This is a genomic window from Paenibacillus sp. J22R67 (genome assembly GCF_059692175.1).
In genome coordinates, this window is record NZ_JCAUAX010000003.1 from 535,053 (window position 1) to 557,421 (window position 22,369).

Consider the following 22,369-nt stretch of genomic DNA (forward strand, 5'->3'; position numbering starts at 1 on the left):
GTGGTGTAGTGTGGTGTGGTGTGGTGTGGTGTGGTGTACTGCACTGGTGCACTCATTGGATAGATTCCAATGAAAGTGGGGTTTAGGTAGCTGAAACTGCTATCTCATTGGATGGAATCCAATGCAGCTAGCTATTTGCGGTGTTTATTAGGGCTTTTCAGTTGAGTTCGTTGGATTCTTTCCAACGAAAACGACGATCAGCCCGCAAAAACAACCAGTTCATTGGAAATCATCCAATGAAAACAAAAAAACCAAGGCCATCCATTCAAAACTGGATGGATAGCCTTGGGGAGTTTAACGGGCAGTAGCTTTTCCGATACGATGCCTTCTAACCTTTCAACCCTGAACTGGCGAAGCCCTCCACGAACCATTTCTGGCAGACGATCACGACGATGAGAAGAGGCAGCAGAGCGGAAACCGAAGCAGCCATGGTTAGGACATAATTGGTCCCGAATTCTTCGACGTAGCTAGTTAACCCAAGTGGGATTGTAAACAGTTGTTTGTCTCTCAGGTAAATAAGCGGACCTTCGTATTCGTTCCAATGGGAAGTGAATGAGAGAATGAGTAGGGTGACGATAGCAGGTTTGATCAACGGCAAAGAAATCTGCCAGAAGGTGCGCCAGTACCCGGCTCCGTCCACGCGGGCTGCTTCAAGCAGTTCGTTTGGAAGCGTGCTAAAGAACTGTCTCATCAAGAATGTTCCAAATACCGTAAATAAACCAGGCAAAATAAGTGAATAGTGCGTATTGATTAGTTTCATCGAATCGAACAAGATAAAGCGTGGAAGTAGGAGCACCTGGCTTGGAATCATCATCGTTGAAAGGTAGAGCAGGAACAGGAAGTTGCGTCCTTTGAAACGGATTTTGGCGAAGGCGTAACCGGCCATGGCACTGGTGAATAAGTTGCCTATCACGGTAATTCCGGTAATTTTGATGGAGTTCCAATAAAACAGATAAAAGGGGTTAGGACCTGTCCATACTTGTTTATAATTTTCAAAATGCCATGTCTTTGGAATCCAATCAATTGGATACTGGAATACTTCTCCATTGATTTTGAATGAGGTAGAGATCATCCAAATATAGGGCAGTATCATGATTAGCGCGAAGGCTGCCATAACGACAGTTATGATTGCTTTTATTGCCCAGGAAAGCTGCTTGGTTTTGGAACGAGTCTTTTGTTTTGTCGCTTGCACCGGATAAGTGGTTTCCATCATCGTTCTCCTTTCTTCCTAGAAGTGATCTTGCCAACGCTTTTGGCTCTGCCACTGAATGATTGTAATGATGAAGATAATAGTGAACAACACCCACGAGACCGCAGCCGCATAACCCATTTTATAAAAACGGAAAGCAAGGAGATAAATGTGGTAGGACAGCACCATCGTTGAATCAATCGGACCTCCCTGCGTCATAACTGCGACTGGACCGAATACTTGGAAAGACCAAATGATGAGCGTAATGGCAATGAGAAATGTCGTTGGCGTTAGCATGGGAACCGTGATTTGGACAAATTGCCGCATCCTTGAGGCGCCATCAATCTCCGCTGCTTCGTACAAATCCTTAGAGATGCCTTGCAGACCTGCCAAGTAAATGACCATGGCATAGCCAATTGTGACCCACACCGACATGATAATAATGGCGAAAAGCGCAGATTTCGGGCTGGATAGCCAACCTGGCGGATGTTCGATGCCGATCGATAACAGGAATTGGTTGATAGGTCCGTTCGTTGCACGGTACATGATGCTCCAAATGACGGAGACGGCTACAAGGGAGGAGACGTAGGGTAAAAAGATCAGCAGCCGCAACGTATTTTTGAAAAACACATATTTGTTTAAAATAACGGCCATGAACAGCCCGATTACGATGGAAGCGGGTACGCTGACTAATGTAAACACGGTATTATTTTGCAGCGATTTGAGAAATTTTGGATCACTTGAAAGAGCTTTAAAGTTATCAAAGCCAACCCATGTGATGCCGGCAAAGCCTTTGAGGTACTCCCAATCCACGAACACCAGATAAAGACTGAATAGAATAGGCAATAAAATAAATGCGAGATACCCAGTAAGATTAGGTAAAATGAATAGGTACCCGGCGAGGTTTTCCCTGAATTTCGCGGTTTGCCAGAATGGTCTCATGGGCGAGTCACCCTTTCGTATCATGTGTTAGGCTTACTTTACCAACAGTCTTGCCTAAAGCACATAGCGTGAGATTGAACGTTTCTGTATTTTTATTGAGAAAGAGTAAGTTAGATGGGAAAACTACCGTTAATCTGCGCTGCTTTGTGGCTGTGAACAAAATAGTGGTAGAAACTCCAGCTAAATCGTCCGTGAGCGCTGAAAATAGCCAGATTTGGCAAAATTAGCGCCGGAAACTCCAGTTAATTGGGGAAAAGTGACTGAATCGCGGTAAATAACAGGAGGAAACGGCGTTTCCTACAAGTGACCCATCTACTCAGTTGCCCAGCTCAAAAAAAAGCTGTCCCTAGGTCATCAAGCGACTTCGGGGACAGCTTCCTTGGCTACACCAGCTTATTTTTTGGCGCCTTTGATCGTTGTATCGGAGCGGGTTTTCATTGTTTCCAGTGTTTTATCAATGGGTTGGACGCCGAGTAAATATTTCTCCATCTCGTCTTTATAGATGGCTTTCAGTTCAGTAGGGACAGGTACATTGTAAGCAGTCGGGAATGTGTAACTGCCAGCAAGCAGTGCTTTCAAGGATTCTTCATCGATCAAATCTTTGGCATCGCCGATAAGGATAGAAGCAATTTTGCCTGCATCGGCTTTTTTACTAGTCGGGATCCGACCACCAGGCACCATGGACATGTTGCCTTCTTGCAGATACCAGGAAATGAACTTCATGGCAGCTTCTTTGTTTTTACTGTTTTTATTAATGGACATATAGTCGCCCATGCCACCGCCGGGGTTCACGTTACCGCCAGGTGTGAATTGCGGATACGGAGCGAAAGCTACTTTAAAGTCGTGCGGGAAGCTCTTCGTATCTTTGATGTAACGGATGATATAGATTTGGGAAGGCGTCATAGCTACTTTACCTGTCAGAAGCTCGTTTTGCACCGTAATTTTACCGGCAACGGCTTCGGAATATTTCATCATGATGCCTTTGCTCTCTAAGCTTTGTTGAAGCTCCAGACCTTTCTTCAGAGCCGGACTGTTGAAGTTCGATGTGCCATCGTCAGCAATAAATGAATCTTTGGCTTTGCCGGTTTGCAACACAAACTCCCCGAAGGTGGCCAAGGCTGGATCAAGCATTGTGCCTTTGCGCTCGCCTTTATTGAGCTTCGCTGCAAGAGCGCTGAAGTCATCCCACGTCCAGGAGGTTGGCAGCTTCTCGCCAACTTCGTCTAATGCTTTTTTATTAAAAAGTACGGCACCGACGTTCTTGTTGGCAGGCAGATAATAGTATTTGCCATCTGCAAATTTCTTGATATTAGCGCTGCCGATAATGCCTTCCACGTCAAAGCCCGCCTTGGCGATTAGATCATCGAGAGGCTCTGCCATGCCGGCGGCTTGGCGCTTCGTCATTTTATCATCACCGTAGTTCATGTAAATGTCCGGTGCGTCTGTATTGGAGAGCAAAGCGGTTTCCAGCTTCAAGTTACCGGGATCGTCATTCACATAACGGATATATTCAACTTTAATGTTCGGATTTGCTTTGTTCCAGTTGTCGACGGCTTCTTGCGGACCGCTTTCCGGTGGTACGCCTCCCCAAAACTTCAGTGAAACCGGCTTTTGGGCTTCAGGCGTAGGAGTTGCGGCAGCCATTGTTGCTGCAGGCGCTGCAGAGGTGGAAGCTGTGGGTGCAACGTCGGTTTTTGCGCAACCAGCCACGAAAACGCTTACAGCCAGTGCAAGCGATGCGCTTACTCCAAAGAATTTCTTCATGTAGTCATCCCCTTTTCTTTTGGTAATTAAATCGTAATGGAATCCGCCAGAAAAAGACACGCACGATTCTTTCAAAGTTAAGCATTATTCTATGATGTTCGCCCGCCAAAATACAATTTGCGAAATTCGGTGGGATACATGCCCTCAAGTTGCTTAAAGCTGCGGCTGAAATGATTCGGGTCGGCGTAGCCGATTTTCTCAGAGATTTCGAATATTTTGTAATCGGGATTTTTGAGCAGCTCTCTAGCCGTTTTCATCCGAACGTTGGTCATATAGTCCGTGATTGTCTTGCCAGTTTCTTTTTTAAATAAAATACTTAAATAATTTTCGGTGTAACCGACTTTGCATGCCAAATCCGCCACTTTCATGGGCAAATTGTATCGCTCCGTAATCATCCGAATAACGGTTTGAATCTCAGGTCGCAGCTTTTCTTTGCCATGCTGTCGTTTGTAGGCCATGAAAACCGGAATCCACCCGACAAACCAATCCACCAAGTCCTGCAGCGTTTCCGCGTTCCGGATCACATGATACGGGTATTGATTCTCGTGAAGTGTAACGGAATATATATCGTTGCCTTCCGCTTTGAGACTGCGAGAAAAGATATGCAGCAGACTAAGCCACGTCTCGCGAAGCATGAGTGGGGGCACGTCTTTCTTGCTCAGCAGCTCCTGTGTCCAATCCTTCAACCGCTGCTGAAGTCCGGACTCATCTTGTTCGTCAATCCGTTTACGTAAATCCTCCTCGTCCCAAGGTTCCGATAGTCGGTGAGCAGCAGGGGGGATCTGGTGACAGGGAACGATGCAGGATCGTCCGAAATAAAACCGATAGCTCAGCGAATAATCAGCTTTCTCATAAGCTTGTTGAAGCTGATAAGGATCCTCTATTGGGGGCGAGACACCGCAAGAGATGGCAATTTTCAGGAAAGTGTGTACGGCATTTTGCATTTCTTGCAGGACACCCGGGTTCAACTGACCCATGAGCACGCAAAATTTGCCGCCACCAATCTCAAGCAATTCGCCATTTCCATATTTTTTTAAAATCTCGCTAAGCACATTCTTAACCGTGTAAGTCAGAAGCCGATCGCTTTGAAATCGGTTGTTCTGCGTCAGCTCATCATAAGATTCAATCTGAATGGCAATGGCGGAAAGTGGGGCAGGGAAAGGCTCAAGTTGGAATTCAATGAATTCCTGCTCGATTTCTCTGCGGGAGGAATGACCCAGCACGAGCTCGCGAAGCCGCTTTTCCTTCACCTCGCTGCTGTATTGGTTCACTTTTTGCTCCAGCCTTGTGTACGCAGTTTGCCCTTGCTTCTCGATGTGAAGCTGTTCCTTTATAGCTCGAAGCTTCTGCATAAGCTCGGAAGGATTAATTTCGAGTTTCGTAATGTATTCAATAGCCCCAAGCCGCAGGGCCGTTTGCACATAGGCGAAATCACTGTGATTCGATAAAATGAGGCATTTCATGGCCGGCCAACGTTCCCTAATGATTTTGAGCAGCGCCAGTCCATCCATTTCTGGCATGCGGATATCTGTCAGCACGATTTCACAAGGTTGGTTTTCCAGAATCGAGAGAGCTTCGAGGCCACTGGCTGCTTCGCCGATAACTTGGAATTCATCGCTGTCCATAGGAATAATCGTTTTTAACCCAATACGTACCAGTATCTCATCATCTACGATCAGAATGCGCATGATGCGGGTCCCTCCTGTTAAGTGGCAGAATTAGTGTCAATCGAACACCTTCGTTCGGAGAGCTGGTGATATGTATGCCGTATTGTGCGCCGAAATGCAGCTTAATTCGTTCATTCACATTCCGAATGCCGATTCCGCTGAACTTGACGTGGGGTTGGTTAAGTTCCGTTTCTACTTGTTGGATTTTCTCCAAGCTCATGCCAACTCCGTTATCCTGCAGAAGGATGTGCAGCTTGCCAGCAACTTCCTTGGCTTGCAGCTCAATCATTAAGGGGAAGCGGTCTCCGTGTATGATGCTATTTTCGACAGCAGGTTGCAGAGTGAATTTTAACATTTCACAATCCAGCAGCGACTCAGGAATATCGAAAGAGAATTTGATTTGATCATGATAGCGGATTTCCTGCAGGGAGAGGTAGACCTGAATATAATCAAGTTCTTCCCGGAGCGTCACGAACTCTTGTTCATTACGCATAGTGAAATTGAGTAGTTTGCCAAGCTTCGTAATCATTTCACTGACGTGCTCTGCGCCCGATAGAATCGCCATCCATTTAATGGAATTGAGCGTATTCAGCAGGAAATGGGGGTTAATTTGCGCCTGAAGCGCCTGGAATTGCGCCTTCTGCTTACGCTGCTGCTCATCATATAAATTCGCAATCAAATGCTGCAGATGGCTGACCATTTTGTTGAAGTTACTCCCCAGAACGGCAATTTCGTCCTCGCCTTTAATCGTGACCATCGTATTAAACTCGCCTTTTCCGACCCTGTTCATCGATTTGGCGAGCTGCTTGAAAGGACTTGTAACACGGAGCATCAGCATGATGAAAGCGATTGCAAATAGGAAAAACCATGCGACGACCCAACCTATGGACTTATCTTTTTCACGGCTTAACTGTGTAGCAAAATCTTTCTGATTCATCAGCTGTACCAGCCTCCAGCCAAGCTGAGGGACATAGGCATCATTTACGAGGTAGTTCTGGTTGTTCAAGGTTATTTTCTGAATGCCGCTGGCGTCTTTGTGCATGGCTTGAAGGGAATCTGAGGCTTTAAAATGGCTTGACGTGCTGTCACCAAGTAGAAATTTCTGGTCCTGATCTAACAGAAAAGAGATGACACCGGTTTCTTGTTGCTGGTGCAGCTCCTGCGCGTTATAGAAAAATATCGAAGTCGGAACCCCAATCATGAAAAAGCCATAATTGCTCGTATATTCCCCGTTGACTTGTCTAGTCATGACAACAAGGTCTTGACTACTGGCAGCAGTGCGCAGCGTGTAGGGTACAGACCAGTAGGGAGAGCCGCCCAGTTGCAAGGTGGGTTGATACCAGCTTTCCTTCCGATAGGATGCAATATCTGTCTTGGTGACTGCGGACCAGGTGGTGTGCGTATACCCACGGTTGTCATAGAGGCCTAAGTAAGCATCGCTGTCGAGCAGCAGGTCTTTCACGTTAGACAGTTTCTTTTGCAAGCTAGTAAGTTTAATGAAAGAGCTGTAGCTATCGGACCAATCAGCAGGTTCTCTTAGGAATTTCTCCGTTTCCGGATCGTTGATAATGAGGCTGGAAGCTTTAATAATACGAACGGCTAGATCGTTCATCATGTCTGCTTTTTGAGCTACAGCGGCTTGGTTGGATTGATTGAGCTGCATTTGGACAATAAGTTCAGAAGAATTATAGAAGCGGTAAAGGATGACGATGACGGGTAAAATGATGAGAACAAACAGTGAAATAAGAATTTTGCCACGTAATGTCTTGAAGGGACTTCGCAGAAGATTCATGGCGGTCACCATTCCTGTATTTTCCTAATAGGAAGAACTATCTCTATCATACAACGGATGATTCCAAGGTTGCCATAGGACTTGAAAACCGCCCTAAAAAGATCAAAGAATATGCTGTAAATTAAAAAGAATCATGCTAGTTTGTAGTGCGTAAACGGGTTCAAAAAAATCCCTCGAGGTATAACCTCAAGGGATTCCGTGGTACAAGGCGGCTTACGCCTGTGGCATTCGGCTTTGATCCATGTACAGTACATTCCAACGATGGCCGTCCAAATCAATGAACCCGCCGCCGTACATCCAGCCTTGGTCCGTAGGCTTACCATAAATGGTTCCACCTGCTTTGACTGCTTTCGCAAGCACTTCGTCCACTTCTTCTCTACTTTCGGCATCAAAAGAGATCAGCATCTCCGTGCCTTTTGTCGTGTCAGCGATCTCATTATTCGTAAAGCCTTGGAAAGCCGACTCTGGGAACAACATAATAATCACCGGGCTATGTCCGACAAACATACCAGCCAGTTCTTCGCTATGCTCGTGCCGCGGGTGAAAAGTGAACCCAAGTTGGGCGAAAAATTCTTTTGATTTCTGCAGGTCCTTGACCGGCAAGTTGAGCCAAAATTCTTTCGTCATTAACATGTCTCCTTTGCACTAGCGAAGTTCCTTGGGATTAAGGTCTACAAATTCACCTTGGATTGCACGATATTCTTAAGTACATCACAGGAAAGATCAGTTTTAAAATCTTGTATAGTATGCAAAGCCTGCTGCTCATCAATTCCTAGCACGCTTGTGAAGTAATAAAGCATATGATCATAGATTGAATCATAGTTTTTAAGTTCATTGGAGTTAACAGACAAATAGTGTTGATGTTGCTTTATGAGCTTCTCGGTGACTGCTTTCAAGTTGATTTACCTCCAATGGATGATACAATCAATCTACCATATTTATTGAAGGGAGAACAGGCATAAATTTACGTTTCATAGAATTTATTTTATGTTAAATTTTGCTGGATTTAGGGGGGCCGAAACGGCTATTTATCAAAAAAAGCAATTTGAATAATATCTTTCGCTTTTTTAAGATTTCGGTCATCCAATTGATGCAATAAGGTAACTATTTCGCTTATATCAGTTGCCTTTTCGAGTGTTTGAGCTGGCGACGTAGCCTTTGGTTCGACCTGTACGGATTCAGGTTGTACCCAGGAGGTTTCTGAAGTATCTTTCATGCACTGGACAAGAAAACGCATTTGCTCGACCGTATACCTGAGGAGGAACTTCTGCACATTTCGTTCGATATGAAGATGCAACTGTTTATGCAGGATATACATGTGATGGCCCAGTGGAGTGAGGTGAAACAAGACTTCTTTTTTGTTATCGGGAAGCAACTCGGAGTTCAGCATGCCCTGTTCCACAAGTTTTCGTGTTATTTTGGATACGCTGCCTCTTGGAATGCCGAATTGCTTAGAAATTGTAATCCCGTTCACGGGCTCTAATTCTCCAATAGCATCGATAACATGAAGCATGATGACGGTCGAATCTTTAAGGAATGCGATAAGATTCGGGTCGCTAGTCCGCTCAATCATCCAACGCCTTTCCTCATCTTCACCTTCGGCTAGAAATTGTTTTTGCATATTTGCGACTTGCTGCATCATCTCTTGCATCAAGATCTCTCTTTCGATGCTTTCCGTCATGTTAATCTGTGTTTCTGAGAATTGGGTCACGTACATTTCCCCCTTAAGCGTTCTGGCATCATTATACCAACAAACGCTTATCCAAAAAACCCACGAAGGAATCGCGGGTTACATTCGGTCTTCGCTTTATCCCACTGTGATGACGACATTGCCTTTTTTATGCCCGCTATCCACATATCGGTGGGCCTCGGCGATTTGCTCCAAGGCATAGCGCCTGTCTATGACAGATATGATTTTACCTGCTTCAGCAAGTTCTTTGAGAAAGGCGAGGTTTTCTTTCTTTTGCTTGAGCCCAGTGGCTGCGAAGCAGGCTCTTTTGCTGCCGATCCGTGATGTCCACAACATCTGAAGCATGATACCGAGCGAAGGGACCGACGTAAGATAGATGCCATTTCGTTTAAGCGAGTTTTTGCAGCGTGCGAAAGAACTTTTACCCACAGCGTCAAAAATAATATCGTAGGTATCGCCATTTTTAGTAAAGTCTGTTTTTGTATAATCTATGACACGGTCGGCACCTAACGTTTTGACTACATTCACATTAGTCGCGCTGCATACCCCGGTAACTTCTGCTCCATAGTACTTGGCAAGCTGCACCCCGTAGGAACCAACCGCTCCAGAAGCGCCATTGATAAGGACTTGTTGTCCACGCTGAATTTTGCCAATATCTCTTAGGAAAGACAACGCCGTTAAGCCTCCATCACAGATAGCGACGGCATCTGCATAGGTCATATTAGCTGGTTTAGTGATGACAACGCCGGTTTCCGGCAAGCATTTGTATTCAGCATGAGCACCGAAACCAGTGCCAGAAGTTCCAAATACCTGATCACCTTTTTTAAAAAGAGTTACCCCGCTGCCTACTGCCTCAATTTCCCCGGCTAGCTCAAATCCTGGTATACAGTTAGGTTTGGTCAGACCGCTGAACAATCTTGTCAGAAAAGGGTCGGCTTTCCGAAAAGCGCAGTCTGCTGGCGTGACGACCGTCGCATTTATTTTGATCAAAATTTCGTGATTCTTCGGTATAGGTTTTTCAACCTCTCTAAGCTGAAGCACATCGGGTGATCCGTATTTTGTAGTTATGATTGCTTTCATAAGATCTCCTCCAAAATCAAGCAGATTCGGCCACCGCCTAATAAACCAGAGATGCCGCTTGCTTAATCTACAACCAATAATAGCTACAAGCAGGTATCACTGTGTAGATACTAAAGTATTGTTTTGAGGTATTGTTGTTCGCTAAAGGAACTTTGGGCTACATCAGGCCTAACTCGCGGGCTCTTGCAACAGCTTCGGTGCGCCTTTTGACTTGGAGTTTGTCAAAGATGCGCTGATTGTGCCCTTTAACCGTACTCAAAGCGACGAAAAGCCGCTCGCTAATCTCACGGTTGGAGAGCCCCAATGCGATGAGTTCGAGCACTTTTAACTCGCGTACACTTAAGGGCTCTATAAGATTCTGTGCAATTGGAGCAGGAGATGGTAGCAAGTAAGAACTGTCAGCGTCAAATTGTTCCACAGCTTCGGAGGAAGCTAGCAGTTTGCTCAGATAGTCTGGCATGATTTCATGCAACTGTACTTCGGATACCAGCTCAGCGATAGGAATGCCTTCGTCAATAAAAAGCCGAATATAGCCGCCTAGCTCTGCTAGCTTCAGCGCTTGAACAAGCAGTCCCGCTGCCTCTGGCTTGTCTCCATTCGCATATTGAGAGGCCACTTGCAGGGCCATTATCTTGAGCCGTTCATCTGGCGAGCTGATCTTTTCGGTGCGCTGGCGCAACTGCTTGAGCACGGCTAGTGCGGTTGGTGCATCGCCTTGGACTAGATGTACGCGTGCCTGGCTGATCGCGAGCTCCTGTGAATGTGCCAGCTCGGCAGCTGCGACTAGATTGCCCTGATGAAGCAGCATAAGCACTTGTGCAGCAACAATATCAGGCATTCGAGATACGAAGTTATGCTTTCGGATAAACTGATCTGCTTTAGCTAAATGAGCCGCAGCACCAGCCACATCCCCTAGGGCAAGCTTGAGGCGGGTGAAAAACAATTCACAGAGAGCATAGGTGTCAACGCTTGCTACCTGCCTCGCTAATTGCATGCTTTGTTGGCCGTGCAGTTCAGCGGCATTGAGCTCGTTCCACTCGTAGTAAATACGAGCTAGACCTAGATGTGCTTCGCAGGCCGCGGGGAGAGGAGGCTCGCCTGCTAACTGGATCACTCGCTCGTAAGACTCGGCTGCCAGAACAAGCTGGCCGTCTGCTTCTTGTATGCTGCCGAGTCCTGTTGTAGCCGCGATCGTAATCATGATCGATGGAGTGGATTGGCCGAAAGAGATAACCTCTCTATACGACCGGCTTGCTGAGGGATGGTCGCCTTGAAGCTGGTAAGCAAATCCAAGCGTCCAGGTAGCCGCAGAACGGGCTGACAAGTTGTCAGGGTGCAGGAACTCTAATGCTCGGAGTGACTGGGTGAGGATGATGTCACTCTGATATTGGGGAATAGCCAACATTGCCCTTATGAAAGCGATTTGTCCTGCAAGATCTTGCGCATTGTCAGCTGCCTCGGCTTTTTTTAGTGCTTTTTCAGCTGTTAGCAATTTTTGTTCCACGTTGCTGTTTTGGCCCGTCAATACTAGAGCCGAGGCATACATCACCATCAAAGTAGGTCTAGCCTCCAGCACATTCACTGGCAATGAGGCTAACCATTTTAATACAGGAGCCATCATCCCGCGAAAATGCAGAGGAATCCCGTTACCTTGCAGTAAACGAGCAGCACGATCTACATGCTTCGCTGCAGCAGCATGATGAAAAGCCTCAAGCTCCAGCCCATTTTCCTCATACCACCCGCTGGCACGAAGGTGCAGTTCCTCTACGGCATCTTCTCCAGGTGAGGCGGCGAATGCGGTGCTTTGGTGCAGCTGCTTCCGCAGCAAATCAGCAAAGAGATGGTGATAACGGAACCAACGACGCTCGTTGTCCAGCGGAATGATGAAAAGGTTGGCTTGCTCAAGCTTTTTCAAGATTTCATGACTGGAGGATGAGGAAGTGCCGCGCATAACGGCATCACAAAGTGGAGCGCAAAAGCGGTCCAGAATCGACGTGTGCAGTAAGAAAGTCTGAACGCTTGCGGATTGTGTGTGCAGCACCTCTTCAACCAAATAGTCGAGAACGAAGCGGTGGCTGCCGGTAAAAGACTTGATAAAGCCAGTGGCATCAGGAAGCCCCTCCATAGAAATCGCGGCCAATTGCAGGCCGGCAACCCAGCCTTCTGTGCGTGATTCCAACTGCGCAACATTGTCAGGGGAGAGGTTCAACCCCATCGTTTGGTTGAGGAAATCAGCAGCTTCCGAAAGAGTGAAACGCAAGTCGGCAGCACGCAGCTCAGTCAATTGTCCGCGCACTCTCATCCGAGCTAGCGGTAGAGGCGGATCTTCACGTGTGGTGATAACCAGATGCATCTGTGGAGGCAGGTGCTCAAGCAGAAAGGTGAGCGCCTGGTGTACCGGCTCAGCATCAATTAAATGGTAGTCGTCCAGCACAAGGATAAATGGGTGCGGAATGCTGCTAATTTCATTGAGCAGCGATGTTAGAATCGATTCTACAGGCGGTGGATAAGGGGCTTCAAGGGCACTAAAGAAGCCTTCCCCAATGTTCACTCCAACGCCTCGAAGTGCTGCCGAGAGGTAAACCAGAAAACGTGCGGGATCGTTATCGCTCTCATCGATCGATACCCAGGCGGCAGGTCGTTTGCAACTTGCAAGCCATTCGCTGACGAGCAGGGTTTTACCGAACCCAGATGAGGCTGAGAGAAGGGTCAGTTTGCGATGCAGACCTGCACTCAGCCTTTCAGTCAGGTGGGTGCGAATAACCATTTTAGGCCGCGGAAGGGGGATATGCAGTTTAGTGGATAAAAGTGTCGTAGACATGGATCTGTAACCACCGTTCTGCGCCGTCATTGCAGCGCTTTGATAGGCTTTGTTAGTATGTTCGACGGTTGTCATGCTTTTCCTTTGCCGCGGAGCTCCAAATGAAAACAGCACCACAACCTTATCGGTCGTGATGCTGTTTTTTGCTGCGACAGTTGTACAATCCTATTTTTGAACGCTGCCTAAACTAGCACCATCGGTAAAGAATCGCATGATGTTTTTCTCAACCACTGGGTCCGGAATTAATGGAGGTGCTTGGTGCGGCTTGATTCGGGCATCAATCACGATATTATCGCAAGCCCAATGCTTATTCTCATAATAACTATTAACGCCATAAATATCATGGGAGGGGTTGCTGCGTGTAAATGTGCCCCAGACGAAATTGTCAATGGACTCACTTATAAATTGGCTGTCATCGCAGACGATAATCAGCGGACAAGTCGGGAGCGGGCCTTTTGTCCCGATGGCCTCGCATAAATCTCTCATTTCCCCTTGCGTATCGCTATAACTTTTAAACTTAGAAACCTGAATCGCAACGATTCCCGGCATGACCAAATGCGCATGCTCAATTCCCGTTATGTCATTCAATACGTCAGGAACCTCTTGGCATAAATCTCTTTTTATATCACCAACTGCTGCAAAAACGACTTTACTTCCGCTATTTAACCCAGTACCTGAGTAATCGAGCGTGTCAATGGTCGTATTTGTCTGGAAATGAAGGTCGCGATGAAGATCCATTCTAGCTAAAATGTAAGTTAGAAAATGCTCAACATCATGAGAATCCAGAGGCTGACTCTCTTCTGCCGTAATAAATAAATACTTGGCTAGACTCACCTGTCCCGTGCCTAAAATTCGATTAGCTATGGTGAGCAGCTCTGCTGGTTGTTTTACTTGCTGATATGGTGTGTATCGTTCACTGCCGATCGCAAAGAGTAACGGATGCACCCCGGCAGCATCGACGGCATGAACTTCTTTGACACCAGGGATTTCTTGCTTGATCGCATCCCCGGTTAGTTCATGAATTAAGGCACCGAATGCCGTATCCTCTTGAGGCGGTCTGCCTACGACAGTAAATGGAAAGACAGCATTTTTCTTAGCGTATACCTTATGAACTCTCATAAGAGGAAAAGGATGCGTCAGGCTGTAATAGCCCAAATGATCACCGAAAGGGCCTTCCGGCTTGGTTTCACCAGGGTATATTTCCCCGGTAATAACGAAATCAGCATCATGGCTAATGCAGTATCCATCGGTATAGCTATAACGGAAACGGCGCCCTGAAAGCAAGCCAGCAAAAGTGATCTCACTCATGCCTTCCGGCAAAGGCATCACCGCTGACAGCGTATGTGCAGGTGGTCCGCCAATAAAGATACTTACTTTCAGAGGAAGTCCCTGTTTGGTTGCTTTGTCTTGGTGCACGCCGATGCCGCGATGAATTTGGTAATGCAAGCCGATTTCCTTATTCAGCTCATACTCGTTTCCGCTCAGCTGAATCCGATACATCCCCAGATTGGAATTCATTATTCCTGGCTTCTCAGGATCTTCCGAATAGACCTGAGGTAACGTGACGAAGGCACCACCATCCTCTGGCCAGTGTTTAATAAGAGGGAGATCAGCTATGCTGACTTCTTCCATTGAAGTAGGCAATCCCCCGTTTACTTGGAGCGGGAGTGCTTTCCACGCAGCGAGCCCCGTTCCGAAATGTTTCAGGGGACTTTTCATTGCCTTCATGGGATCGCTTCGCAAAGAGATTACCTTTTGGACGCCTTCCCACGTATCCCGAAAAATAAATTTGCTGCGCTCAACCGTGCCAAAAAGGTTAGATACCGCGCGGAATTTTGAACCCTTTACATTCTCGAATAATAAGGCCGGGCCGCCAGCTGCATAAACTTTCATATGAATGGCTGCCATCTCTAGCTCTGGATCAACTTCTTCATGAATGCGAACCAAATGTCCGTTATTCTCTAAATCAATGAGGCATTCTTCTAAATTATGATAGATCATGATTATCTCCAATCGGATAGCTATTCCCCAAAGGTCTTATTTGATACTGTCATTCTACAACAAATATCGCCAAAAATAAAAAACACGTCACATCGACGTGTTTTCTTCGCTTTCCCTTAGACAGGAAGCAGTTCATAGGCTAATTTTTTGATGACCTCTTTGTGCTGCGGGTATTGCTTAAGTAACTCTTCCTGTGAAAATAGTTCGAAATCCTGAAAATCGAATCCAGGAGCTACCATGCATCCGACAAGCGAAAATGTATTTTTTTCCATGACAGAGGATCCGAAAATACAGTTTTTTGGCACTAAATATTGTGGGATTTCTCCATTTTCCAAATGAATGCCTAGTTTGACTTCCTCATAGGTGCCATCCTCGTGAATGACATGAATCGTGAGCGGGCTTCCGGCATGAAAATACCATAACTCGTCCGACTTCAACCGATGGAAATGCGAGACATCATGAGATTGCAGGAGAAAGTAGATACTAGTATAAAGCAAACGTGAACCATTGAATTGGACGGACAATTCTTGATCCGTAATCTTTTCTTCGGCTTGAAAAGTTCGTTTATAGTAACCGCCCTCGGGGTGAGCTTCGAGTTCTAGTTTGGAAATCCAATATTCGGGGCTATTTGTAAGCATGTCATCAATTCCTTTTGTTTAATGTAACATTCCAAGCTTGTATTATAATCTAGCATGTTGGTGAGATCAATCATAAAAACCGCGATCCAAAAGGAGTCGCGGTTTTCTATGATAGAATCATCTAACGTGCCGAGTTCTATCGAGGTGATTCAAAGATTGGCTCTGGGGAAAAATCAGGGAAATCCCAAAATTGGTTTTGAAATTGTGGATGTGCGCGACCTAGTCGACCTTCATATTCGTGCTATGACGGATCCTGAGGCTGCTGGTCAAAGGTATATTGCAAGCAGCGGTTATATGTGGATGAATGATATTGCGAAGCTGTTGAAAAGTGAATTAGGGGAAAAAGGTCAACCTATTTCAGTCAAAACGATTCCGGATATTGTTTTAAAAAGCGCCGCAAAAGTGACGCCGTCCTTACGAGCGTTAGTCCCGATGTTGGGACGGAAATTTCGCTATACGTCTCAGAAAGCGAGAAGCCAATTGAAGTGGAGTCCGCGGCCTGTTGAAGAGACCGTTGTAGATACTGCCAATAAATTGGCGGAGTTTCAGTTGATTTAGTGGTGTAGGGTATAGCTATAGAAAAAGGGTGTTTCATAAGTCATGGAAATGACGGAGAGACACCCTTTTTAGATTGCGCAGCGGTTGGCTTCGCTAACGGACGAGGTAGGCTTTATTCGATGGAAATAAGGCCTTTTTACATGCTAACGGACTCTGGTGCAGCTATTTACGTTATCTGTGTGTAGATAGGTTGTTTATTGATCTATTAGCGGCTCTGGTGTCCGTTATTTATGGAAATAGTGTTATAAATTGAAAATAACGTCAGTGGAGTCCGTTATGGATGAATGGATCAGACGACTTATATAGCATCTGGTGATGAGATTTTTGAAAATCGCATAATTTTAATGTGACAGGTATTGCTTTATTAATTTACTAATAAGGAGAGCGCCTAAATGGAAAAAGGTGAAAATGTAAGAAAAGCAATCAAATACGGAGTCGGCGGAGTAGCTATACTTCTTATAACATTATCTGCGTTTAGTACAGTAGAGAATGGCCATGTTGGATTTAGAAAAACATTAGGTAGTGTTAGTCCAACCGTGCTTGAGCCGGGGCCTCATTGGAAATGGCCGTTCATTTCAAGTATTGTAGAGGTCAATACTCAAGTGGCTAAATCAGAATCTGATGCAGCGGCGTCATCCAAAGATTTACAACCTGTACATAGTCATGTAGCTGTTAACTATACGATTCCAAAAGGACTAGCGTACAAGTTACTTCATGACGTTGGTTTAGACTTTGACTCTAAAGTAATCAGTCCTCACGTGCAGGAAATATTTAAAGAAGTTACTGCAAAGTACAGTGCAGAAGAGTTAATCTCAAAACGTGAGCGTGTAGCATTAGAAACAAACGAGTTATTAAAGAAATCTCTGGAGGCTTATAACATTCAGGTAGGGGATATCTCAATTGTTAATTTCACCTTCTCGGATGCATTCAATCAATCTATTGAGCAGAAACAAATTGCAGCTCAAAATGCAATGAAAGCTCAGAACGATTTAGATAAAGCTAAGATCGATGCTCAACAAAACGTAGTAAAAGCAGAAGCAGATGCTACAGCCGCGAAAGCTAAAGCGGATGCAGATCTATATGTAGCTCAACAAAAAGCGATGGGTAACCTAGAGCTTGCAAAGTCAATTACTGTTGACTTGGTAGATTATAAATTCCTTGAAACGTGGAAAGGCGATGTTCCTAATGCTTGGGGCAATGGATCTTTGATAAATATGTTACCGAGCAAAACCCCAGTACCTGATGGAAAATGAGAAAGGTGTTCTGGGTAGAGAGAGTCCAAGGATGGCGAATTTGGATATGAAGTGAGATAATGCATCTAAGAAGAACGGAGGAATAAAGAGATTAATGGAAAACTCAAACAAAGTGGTATCAATATCTTGCCGCAATTGTGACGTAGAAGGTTACATTGAGAATATTGAACAAAGCGAAGTATCCTATTGCCCCAAATGTGGAAGCAAAAATATAACTGTCCTCGATAACAAGAAGTCGCTAAAATGAGCGGCTTCTTCTTTTTCTTTGATCATGAAAATGAAAATTAGACCTACAGCTTTCTAGGGCTGTAAGTCCAATCTCTTTTATGTTTTAACAGTGGGGTTGGTCTTTAGAATAACGAAGGAAGATTAAACCTAGCTTAAGAATAGATAAGTTTAAAGTAAACTGCTCCATTGTCTCTTTCCATAAAGAAACCGAATAATCGTAACGGTTTCTTCTTTTTCCAAGACGACATAGAACACGATGTACGAGTCCACAAGTATATGTCGAATGCCACTCGCTGCCAATCGTTCATCACGAACTAATCCGTTTCTAAAAGGCATTTGCTCCAATTGAAAAACGGCTTCAGCGATTTTGGCTATCATTTTTCGAGCTGTCGATGGATCCAGTAATTCGTTTGCGATATAGTCGGCAATGTTTCGCAAATCCACTTCTGCTAGGTCAGTAATCACTATACGATATGTTAAGCTCACTCTGAAATACCTTTCTCGATGTCTGCAAGTGCTTCATGAAAAGGTCGTACTTTCTGTTTTTTCGATTCATCCAGACCTTCATCCAGCAGTTTATATAGTTCGAATTTACCAACTATTTTTTCATAGGTTTCAATACTCATCACAGCCAGGTCGCCTTGACCATTCTTCGTAATGTAGACAGGTTCATCAAATTTATGGCAAAACTCAGAGATCTCATTGTAATGATTTCTTAGATCTGAACTTGGTCGAATAGTGGGCACGTTAATTCCCCTCTCTTGTACATATCGTTATTTTATCAAAATAACGATATGTACACAAGGATGTTTAGCCGATTTCTTGGTTAATTAAATTGTGAAAAACTTCTTTAATGGAAAGATATTAAGTCGCAAACAGGCACGTTCTTTTTGGCTTAATATGGAGCCTAGGGGGATGTATGAATCCCGATTTAAATAGCTGACGAAGTAAATTCGACGAAGACAAGCATAGCGGTAGATTCAGATGCCGTGCTCCTACACTCGAAGCAAAGCTACGAAGTCAACTCATCCGTTCCGTCCGCGCGGGTGAACCCAGAGGGGTTCTCTCCCCACGGCTCCATACAAAAAACCGCGATCCCGAAGGACCGCGGTTTTTCTTATATGGAGCCTAGGGGGATCGAACCCCTGACCTCATCGCTGCCAGCGATGCGCTCTCCCAGCTGAGCTAAGGCCCCTCAATTAACGTCGACTTTTCGTATTATACATGAAATATATGAAGCAGGCAAGCCCTTTGCATAGATAATTCATTTTGTCTTTTGTGCCTGCGAAGTTTCTGTTGCAAACGGTGCCAAACGTTGTTTTCATTCACATTTTCATGCTAACCTAGTAATAGAAACTAGTTGATCGTGTAGGAGTGACGAAAGAGTGTCAAACGGGGTCTTATATTGGGTTTACTTGGGAATATCTTTTGTGTTGCCGTTTGTGATCGGTGTGTGGTTAATGCGGAAAACGAATCGGCTGGGATTCTCTTTCTGGATAACGACAGCCTTAAATATTGTACTGACCTTGGCTGCAGCATTCTGGTGGAAATCAGTGACGGAGGATCCGTTCCGCATGATGTTTGGGATGGCGTTCTATGGAGTGTCGGCCGTAAATTTGATGGTCATCGAATTTTTTGCGCTATTTAGCATTCGCAAGAAAATGAATTCGTAGAAGGATGGTTTCTTTCATGACACAATCTTCTTCCAAGGTTTACTTTTATGTGTTTACTATTGCTGCCGTCCTATGGATGGCCTTTATTTTTTTTAAGTCAGGGGAGACGTATCAGCAGCAGACGCTGCGTCCGCTTTTAGAATCAAAGCTTAGTGGATCAAATCCCTTGAATCGCATCCCGCATATGGCATTCACCTATGATGGGCAGATACTATCGTGGCAGGATCCCATCGGCGTTATCGAGTTCTTCATAAGAAAAGCAGGGCACGTAAGCGAGTTCGCTGTACTTACCCTGCTCTGGATCTTGGCCTTGCTTTCGAAGCCGTTACAAATAATCATGGCACTGCTCACCTCCTTTATGATTTCGGTTTTGTATGCAGTGACGGATGAATGGCATCAAACGTTCGTTGATGGCCGCACGGGTCATGCGATTGATGTGGTGGTCGATGCTTTCGGAGCGCTACTCGCTGTTCTTTTGGTACTGGCGGTTCTCGGGATCCGCGCTGCGATTAGACGAAGAAGAACAAACTTGTAATCATCATGTACACTTTTCTTTTTTTGATGGATTTGAATTTCCAAAGCTCGCGAGCTTCGACTTCTAATTCGTGCTGTTGCCACTGCATTAATTTCTCAGATACGTATAAGTTGGATGGTTGCATGATTCGATTCACCTTCCTTTCTTTTCCTGTTAGATCCAGTTTACATCTAGAATAAGGGGAACAAAAAGTGTATAATTCACTTTAACAATTTCCCCTTTTGGAGAAGGACGTGGACCATGCAGATTCTGTCTCATTTTTTGGAACTCCGGTCCGGCTTTGCACATGGTGTAGAGCATGAACCGCAGCCGATCACGTTAGAAGAACTATCCGAAAGAATGTACTGCACAACGCGGAATGTTAAGATTTTGCTGAAAAAAATGATGGAGCAGGGCTGGATTTCCTGGAAGCCAGGAAGAGGAAGAGGCAATGTTTCTGAGCTTACATTTCTAGTTTCCGCGGAAGACATGGTCACCAAACAGGCCATGGAACTAGCGAGTCAAGGGGATTACAAAGGTACGATTGAACTCATTCACCAATTGGGCAGGGGAGAAGCTTTGCAGGACTCTTTTGTCGATTGGTTATTTAGTTTTTTCGGATATCGAACAGTTGTCCAAGAGGAATGTTACAAGGATACACTGCGGTTTCCAGTCTACAAATGGCTTGTGTCACTCGATCCGGCTTTTAGCTTTTTTGCGTTTGACACCCATCTGATCAATCAGATTTTCGATACGCTGGTTCAATACAATCCAAGTACACGGGTTGTAGAGCCACACTTGGCGCATTATTGGGAGAAAAGCGAAGACGGGTTGCACTACACCTTTTACTTGAGAAAAGGGGTTCTCTTTCACCATGGCAGGGAGATGACAGCTAACGATGTCAGTTACTCCTTATCTAGGCTCATGGAGCTTGGTCTCTCGGCGTGCCAAGGCTGGATGACACAATGTATTGAGAATATTAGGGTACTCAACCGAAGTGCAATTGCTATCGAGCTGAAACAGCCCAACGAGCTTTTCCTGCAGCAGCTGGCGCATCCTTCATTAGCGATTCTGCCGGAAGAAATTTGCCGGGACAACGAGGGGATTTTTGGCCGCATGCCGATTGGAACAGGGCCTTTCAGGCTGGAGCGAAATGATGATTATATCTGTAAGCTTCGTGCCTTTGACAGTTATTTCGGGGTTAGGCCGCATTTGGATCAATTGGAAATATGGCTGTTGCCCCATGAGTTGTCGGAAGTAGGCCCCAGCTGGGATATGGTGCAGGTTTTGTGTGACCATACGAACTCCCGTAAACCGGTCGGAGCTGTCGGGAAAGATTCGGAATGGCATCAGATTGAACAGTCGATTCTAGGATGTTCGTTGCTTACTTTTAACCAAGGGAAAGAAGGGCCTCAGCAGCATCCGAATTTCCGAAAAGCTATCGATTTGATCCTTGATCGGGAACGAATGATTGAACAGCTAGGAGGTTTCAGGGAAGCTCCGGCCAGTTCCTTTTTACCAGCAATGAATGATAAAGGGACAGCCGCTGTATATCGAACCGATTTGGAGGAAGCGAAGAGCCTGCTTAAAGAGATGGGTTACGATGGCGAGCTAGTAAACATGTTTATCTATAGCAATAATAACGAGGATGCGATTTGGATCTGTGAGCAATGTGTCAAGGCTGGTATCCGGATTGAACTGACGACCCGGAGCATGTCGGACATGATACGGCTCGATACGATACATGAAGCAGATCTTATTTTTTACCACATCTGTCTGGAAAGCGAGTATGATCTCCATATTATCCAGACGCTTAAGCAGAGCAACAGCTATGTCCGTGCACATCTAACTCAAGAAAAAAAGGAATGGATAGATGAAGAGATGGAGCATATTCTTATGATTCCGGACATTAAAGATCGCATCGCGAGACTTCACGACATCATTGAAGTGCTTCAGAAGGACCAATCCTTCCTTTTTGTGCTTCATCGCTCCCAGCAAACTACCTATCATGATTCGATCAGAGGTGTGTGTATTAACGACTTGGGTTGGGTTGATTTCCGGAAAATTTGGTTTACGCCTAGCGCTTGATAAATCCTGGTTGACCTGGAAATACTCTTGGTAACAATCATGAAATGCCAGGAGGGTATGGTTATGAGCAAAATTAAAGAGGCTAATCTGGTTCGATTTATTGAACGTCACGATGTGTGGTGCGCAGATGTCGAAGTAATCACCGAGGGTATCACAGATACGCTGGTCGTTGAATTTGCATCGACAAAAGGGAGCCAATTCGAGATGAGTCATGTGTATCGCAAAAACGCATCCCGTGAAATTGATTGGTACGATAATCATTTGCACAATGCCTATGAAGACGTTTCCAAAGAGTTATTCGGGACAAAAACCCAGCAATCGAAGAAGTGGGGGAAACGCGAAGAATTCGAAGAGGAAATACTTGCTTTCGGCTCTATTCGCGAAGAGTTGAAGGAGCATTTTCAGCTTAGCCGCACGGCATCCTTATTCCATACGGAAGATGTGGAAGACCAAACCTACTTACATTAATGT

At 45.3% G+C, this 22,369-nt stretch carries 21 protein-coding genes and 1 tRNA gene; 6 read left to right on the forward strand and 16 right to left on the reverse strand.

What is annotated here, in order from left to right; translation table 11 throughout:
• Positions 1-328: 328 nt before the first annotated feature.
• The 12 genes from AC58VC_RS14355 to AC58VC_RS14410 form a co-directional block, all read right to left on the reverse strand.
• Positions 329-1,210 carry a carbohydrate ABC transporter permease gene (locus AC58VC_RS14355; protein WP_497369427.1) on the reverse strand — a complete coding sequence of 294 codons (882 nt, stop codon included), beginning with the start codon at positions 1,208-1,210 and terminating at the stop codon, positions 329-331.
• Positions 1,211-1,228: 18 nt separating this feature from the next.
• Positions 1,229-2,131 (reverse strand): carbohydrate ABC transporter permease, encoded by a 903-nt coding sequence (locus AC58VC_RS14360; protein ID WP_497369428.1) that lies wholly within the window; start codon positions 2,129-2,131, stop codon positions 1,229-1,231.
• Positions 2,132-2,524: 393 nt separating this feature from the next.
• Positions 2,525-3,895, reverse strand: a complete 1,371-nt coding sequence (locus AC58VC_RS14365; protein ID WP_497369429.1) for an ABC transporter substrate-binding protein — start codon at positions 3,893-3,895, stop codon at positions 2,525-2,527.
• 89 nt (positions 3,896-3,984) lie between these two features.
• On the reverse strand, positions 3,985-5,583 hold the full coding sequence (locus AC58VC_RS14370) for a response regulator (RefSeq protein WP_497369430.1): 1,599 nt from the start codon (positions 5,581-5,583) through the stop codon (positions 3,985-3,987).
• Entirely contained in the window at positions 5,561-7,366 is a 1,806-nt protein-coding gene (locus AC58VC_RS14375; RefSeq protein WP_497369431.1) for a cache domain-containing sensor histidine kinase, read from the reverse strand. Before AC58VC_RS14375 ends, AC58VC_RS14370 begins: the two co-directional genes overlap by 23 nt.
• A 201-nt stretch (positions 7,367-7,567) precedes the next feature.
• Positions 7,568-7,981 (reverse strand): VOC family protein, encoded by a 414-nt coding sequence (locus tag AC58VC_RS14380; protein WP_497369432.1) that lies wholly within the window; start codon positions 7,979-7,981, stop codon positions 7,568-7,570.
• A gap of 44 nt (positions 7,982-8,025) precedes the next feature.
• Positions 8,026-8,250, reverse strand: a complete 225-nt coding sequence (locus AC58VC_RS14385) for a hypothetical protein (RefSeq protein ID WP_497369433.1) — start codon at positions 8,248-8,250, stop codon at positions 8,026-8,028.
• Positions 8,251-8,378: 128 nt separating this feature from the next.
• Positions 8,379-9,065: a winged helix DNA-binding protein gene (locus tag AC58VC_RS14390; protein WP_497369434.1), complete on the reverse strand. Its 687-nt coding sequence runs from the start codon at positions 9,063-9,065 to the stop codon at positions 8,379-8,381.
• Positions 9,066-9,161: 96 nt separating this feature from the next.
• The gene (locus tag AC58VC_RS14395) at positions 9,162-10,124 is read right to left on the reverse strand and encodes an NAD(P)-dependent alcohol dehydrogenase (RefSeq protein ID WP_497369435.1); all 963 of its coding nucleotides are present in this window, start codon (positions 10,122-10,124) and stop codon (positions 9,162-9,164) included.
• A 157-nt stretch (positions 10,125-10,281) separates the two neighbouring features.
• Complete coding sequence (locus AC58VC_RS14400) at positions 10,282-13,020, reverse strand: winged helix-turn-helix domain-containing protein (RefSeq protein WP_497369436.1); 2,739 nt, start codon at positions 13,018-13,020, stop codon at positions 10,282-10,284.
• A 90-nt stretch (positions 13,021-13,110) separates the two neighbouring features.
• Positions 13,111-14,946, reverse strand: a complete 1,836-nt coding sequence (locus AC58VC_RS14405; RefSeq protein WP_497369437.1) for a UbiD family decarboxylase — start codon at positions 14,944-14,946, stop codon at positions 13,111-13,113.
• Between the two features lie 116 nt (positions 14,947-15,062).
• Complete coding sequence (locus AC58VC_RS14410) at positions 15,063-15,584, reverse strand: cupin domain-containing protein (protein ID WP_497369438.1); 522 nt, start codon at positions 15,582-15,584, stop codon at positions 15,063-15,065.
• Between the two features lie 108 nt (positions 15,585-15,692).
• Between AC58VC_RS14410 and AC58VC_RS14415 the strand changes: the two genes are divergently transcribed.
• Together AC58VC_RS14415 and AC58VC_RS14420 are read left to right on the forward strand one after the other, a co-directional pair.
• Positions 15,693-16,142, forward strand: coding sequence for a Rossmann-fold NAD(P)-binding domain-containing protein (locus AC58VC_RS14415; RefSeq protein WP_497369439.1), 450 nt, complete (start codon positions 15,693-15,695; stop codon positions 16,140-16,142).
• Between the two features lie 392 nt (positions 16,143-16,534).
• Entirely contained in the window at positions 16,535-17,395 is an 861-nt protein-coding gene (locus AC58VC_RS14420) for a prohibitin family protein (protein WP_497369440.1), read from the forward strand.
• Between the two features lie 396 nt (positions 17,396-17,791).
• On the opposite strand, the gene AC58VC_RS14425 is transcribed toward AC58VC_RS14420, so the two are convergent.
• From AC58VC_RS14425 to AC58VC_RS14435, 3 genes are all read right to left on the reverse strand, one after another.
• Entirely contained in the window at positions 17,792-18,088 is a 297-nt protein-coding gene (locus AC58VC_RS14425) for a type II toxin-antitoxin system RelE/ParE family toxin (protein ID WP_497369441.1), read from the reverse strand.
• Between the two features lie 17 nt (positions 18,089-18,105).
• Positions 18,106-18,369, reverse strand: a complete 264-nt coding sequence (locus tag AC58VC_RS14430; RefSeq protein WP_497369442.1) for a type II toxin-antitoxin system Phd/YefM family antitoxin — start codon at positions 18,367-18,369, stop codon at positions 18,106-18,108.
• A 376-nt stretch (positions 18,370-18,745) separates the two neighbouring features.
• A tRNA-Ala gene (locus AC58VC_RS14435) sits at positions 18,746-18,818 on the reverse strand.
• 190 nt (positions 18,819-19,008) lie between these two features.
• On the opposite strand from AC58VC_RS14435, the gene AC58VC_RS14440 reads away from it, so the two are divergent.
• Together AC58VC_RS14440 and AC58VC_RS14445 are read left to right on the forward strand one after the other, a co-directional pair.
• Entirely contained in the window at positions 19,009-19,296 is a 288-nt protein-coding gene (locus AC58VC_RS14440; protein WP_497369443.1) for a hypothetical protein, read from the forward strand.
• 16 nt (positions 19,297-19,312) lie between these two features.
• Positions 19,313-19,831: a VanZ family protein gene (locus tag AC58VC_RS14445; RefSeq protein WP_497369444.1), complete on the forward strand. Its 519-nt coding sequence runs from the start codon at positions 19,313-19,315 to the stop codon at positions 19,829-19,831.
• Here the strand turns inward: AC58VC_RS14445 and AC58VC_RS14450 are convergent.
• A complete protein-coding gene (locus AC58VC_RS14450; protein ID WP_157322777.1) occupies positions 19,806-19,955 on the reverse strand; it encodes a hypothetical protein in 150 nt (49 codons plus the stop codon). The genes AC58VC_RS14445 and AC58VC_RS14450 overlap by 26 nt on opposite strands.
• 116 nt (positions 19,956-20,071) lie before the next feature.
• Between AC58VC_RS14450 and AC58VC_RS14455 the strand changes: the two genes are divergently transcribed.
• Together AC58VC_RS14455 and AC58VC_RS14460 are read left to right on the forward strand one after the other, a co-directional pair.
• Positions 20,072-21,898 carry an ABC transporter substrate-binding protein gene (locus AC58VC_RS14455; protein ID WP_497369445.1) on the forward strand — a complete coding sequence of 609 codons (1,827 nt, stop codon included), beginning with the start codon at positions 20,072-20,074 and terminating at the stop codon, positions 21,896-21,898.
• A 63-nt stretch (positions 21,899-21,961) separates the two neighbouring features.
• Entirely contained in the window at positions 21,962-22,366 is a 405-nt protein-coding gene (locus tag AC58VC_RS14460) for a hypothetical protein (RefSeq protein ID WP_497369446.1), read from the forward strand.
• Positions 22,367-22,369 lie beyond the last annotated feature (3 nt).

What these genes read in the sequence shown, in the direction of transcription:
- AC58VC_RS14355 (WP_497369427.1), bottom strand. Translation starts at nt 1,210, where the DNA reads ATGGAAACCACTTATCCGGTGCAAGCGACAAAACAAAAGACTCGTTCC.
- AC58VC_RS14360 (WP_497369428.1), bottom strand. Translation starts at nt 2,131, where the DNA reads ATGAGACCATTCTGGCAAACCGCGAAATTCAGGGAAAACCTCGCCGGG.
- AC58VC_RS14365 (WP_497369429.1), bottom strand. Translation starts at nt 3,895, where the DNA reads ATGAAGAAATTCTTTGGAGTAAGCGCATCGCTTGCACTGGCTGTAAGC.
- AC58VC_RS14370 (WP_497369430.1), bottom strand. Translation starts at nt 5,583, where the DNA reads ATGCGCATTCTGATCGTAGATGATGAGATACTGGTACGTATTGGGTTA.
- AC58VC_RS14375 (WP_497369431.1), bottom strand. Translation starts at nt 7,366, where the DNA reads ATGGTGACCGCCATGAATCTTCTGCGAAGTCCCTTCAAGACATTACGT.
- AC58VC_RS14380 (WP_497369432.1), bottom strand. Translation starts at nt 7,981, where the DNA reads ATGACGAAAGAATTTTGGCTCAACTTGCCGGTCAAGGACCTGCAGAAA.
- AC58VC_RS14395 (WP_497369435.1), bottom strand. Translation starts at nt 10,124, where the DNA reads ATGAAAGCAATCATAACTACAAAATACGGATCACCCGATGTGCTTCAG.
- AC58VC_RS14400 (WP_497369436.1), bottom strand. Translation starts at nt 13,020, where the DNA reads ATGACAACCGTCGAACATACTAACAAAGCCTATCAAAGCGCTGCAATG.
- AC58VC_RS14405 (WP_497369437.1), bottom strand. Translation starts at nt 14,946, where the DNA reads ATGATCTATCATAATTTAGAAGAATGCCTCATTGATTTAGAGAATAAC.
- AC58VC_RS14410 (WP_497369438.1), bottom strand. Translation starts at nt 15,584, where the DNA reads ATGCTTACAAATAGCCCCGAATATTGGATTTCCAAACTAGAACTCGAA.
- AC58VC_RS14415 (WP_497369439.1), top strand. Translation starts at nt 15,693, where the DNA reads ATGATAGAATCATCTAACGTGCCGAGTTCTATCGAGGTGATTCAAAGA.
- AC58VC_RS14420 (WP_497369440.1), top strand. Translation starts at nt 16,535, where the DNA reads ATGGAAAAAGGTGAAAATGTAAGAAAAGCAATCAAATACGGAGTCGGC.
- AC58VC_RS14445 (WP_497369444.1), top strand. Translation starts at nt 19,313, where the DNA reads ATGACACAATCTTCTTCCAAGGTTTACTTTTATGTGTTTACTATTGCT.
- AC58VC_RS14450 (WP_157322777.1), bottom strand. Translation starts at nt 19,955, where the DNA reads ATGCAACCATCCAACTTATACGTATCTGAGAAATTAATGCAGTGGCAA.
- AC58VC_RS14455 (WP_497369445.1), top strand. Translation starts at nt 20,072, where the DNA reads ATGCAGATTCTGTCTCATTTTTTGGAACTCCGGTCCGGCTTTGCACAT.
- AC58VC_RS14460 (WP_497369446.1), top strand. Translation starts at nt 21,962, where the DNA reads ATGAGCAAAATTAAAGAGGCTAATCTGGTTCGATTTATTGAACGTCAC.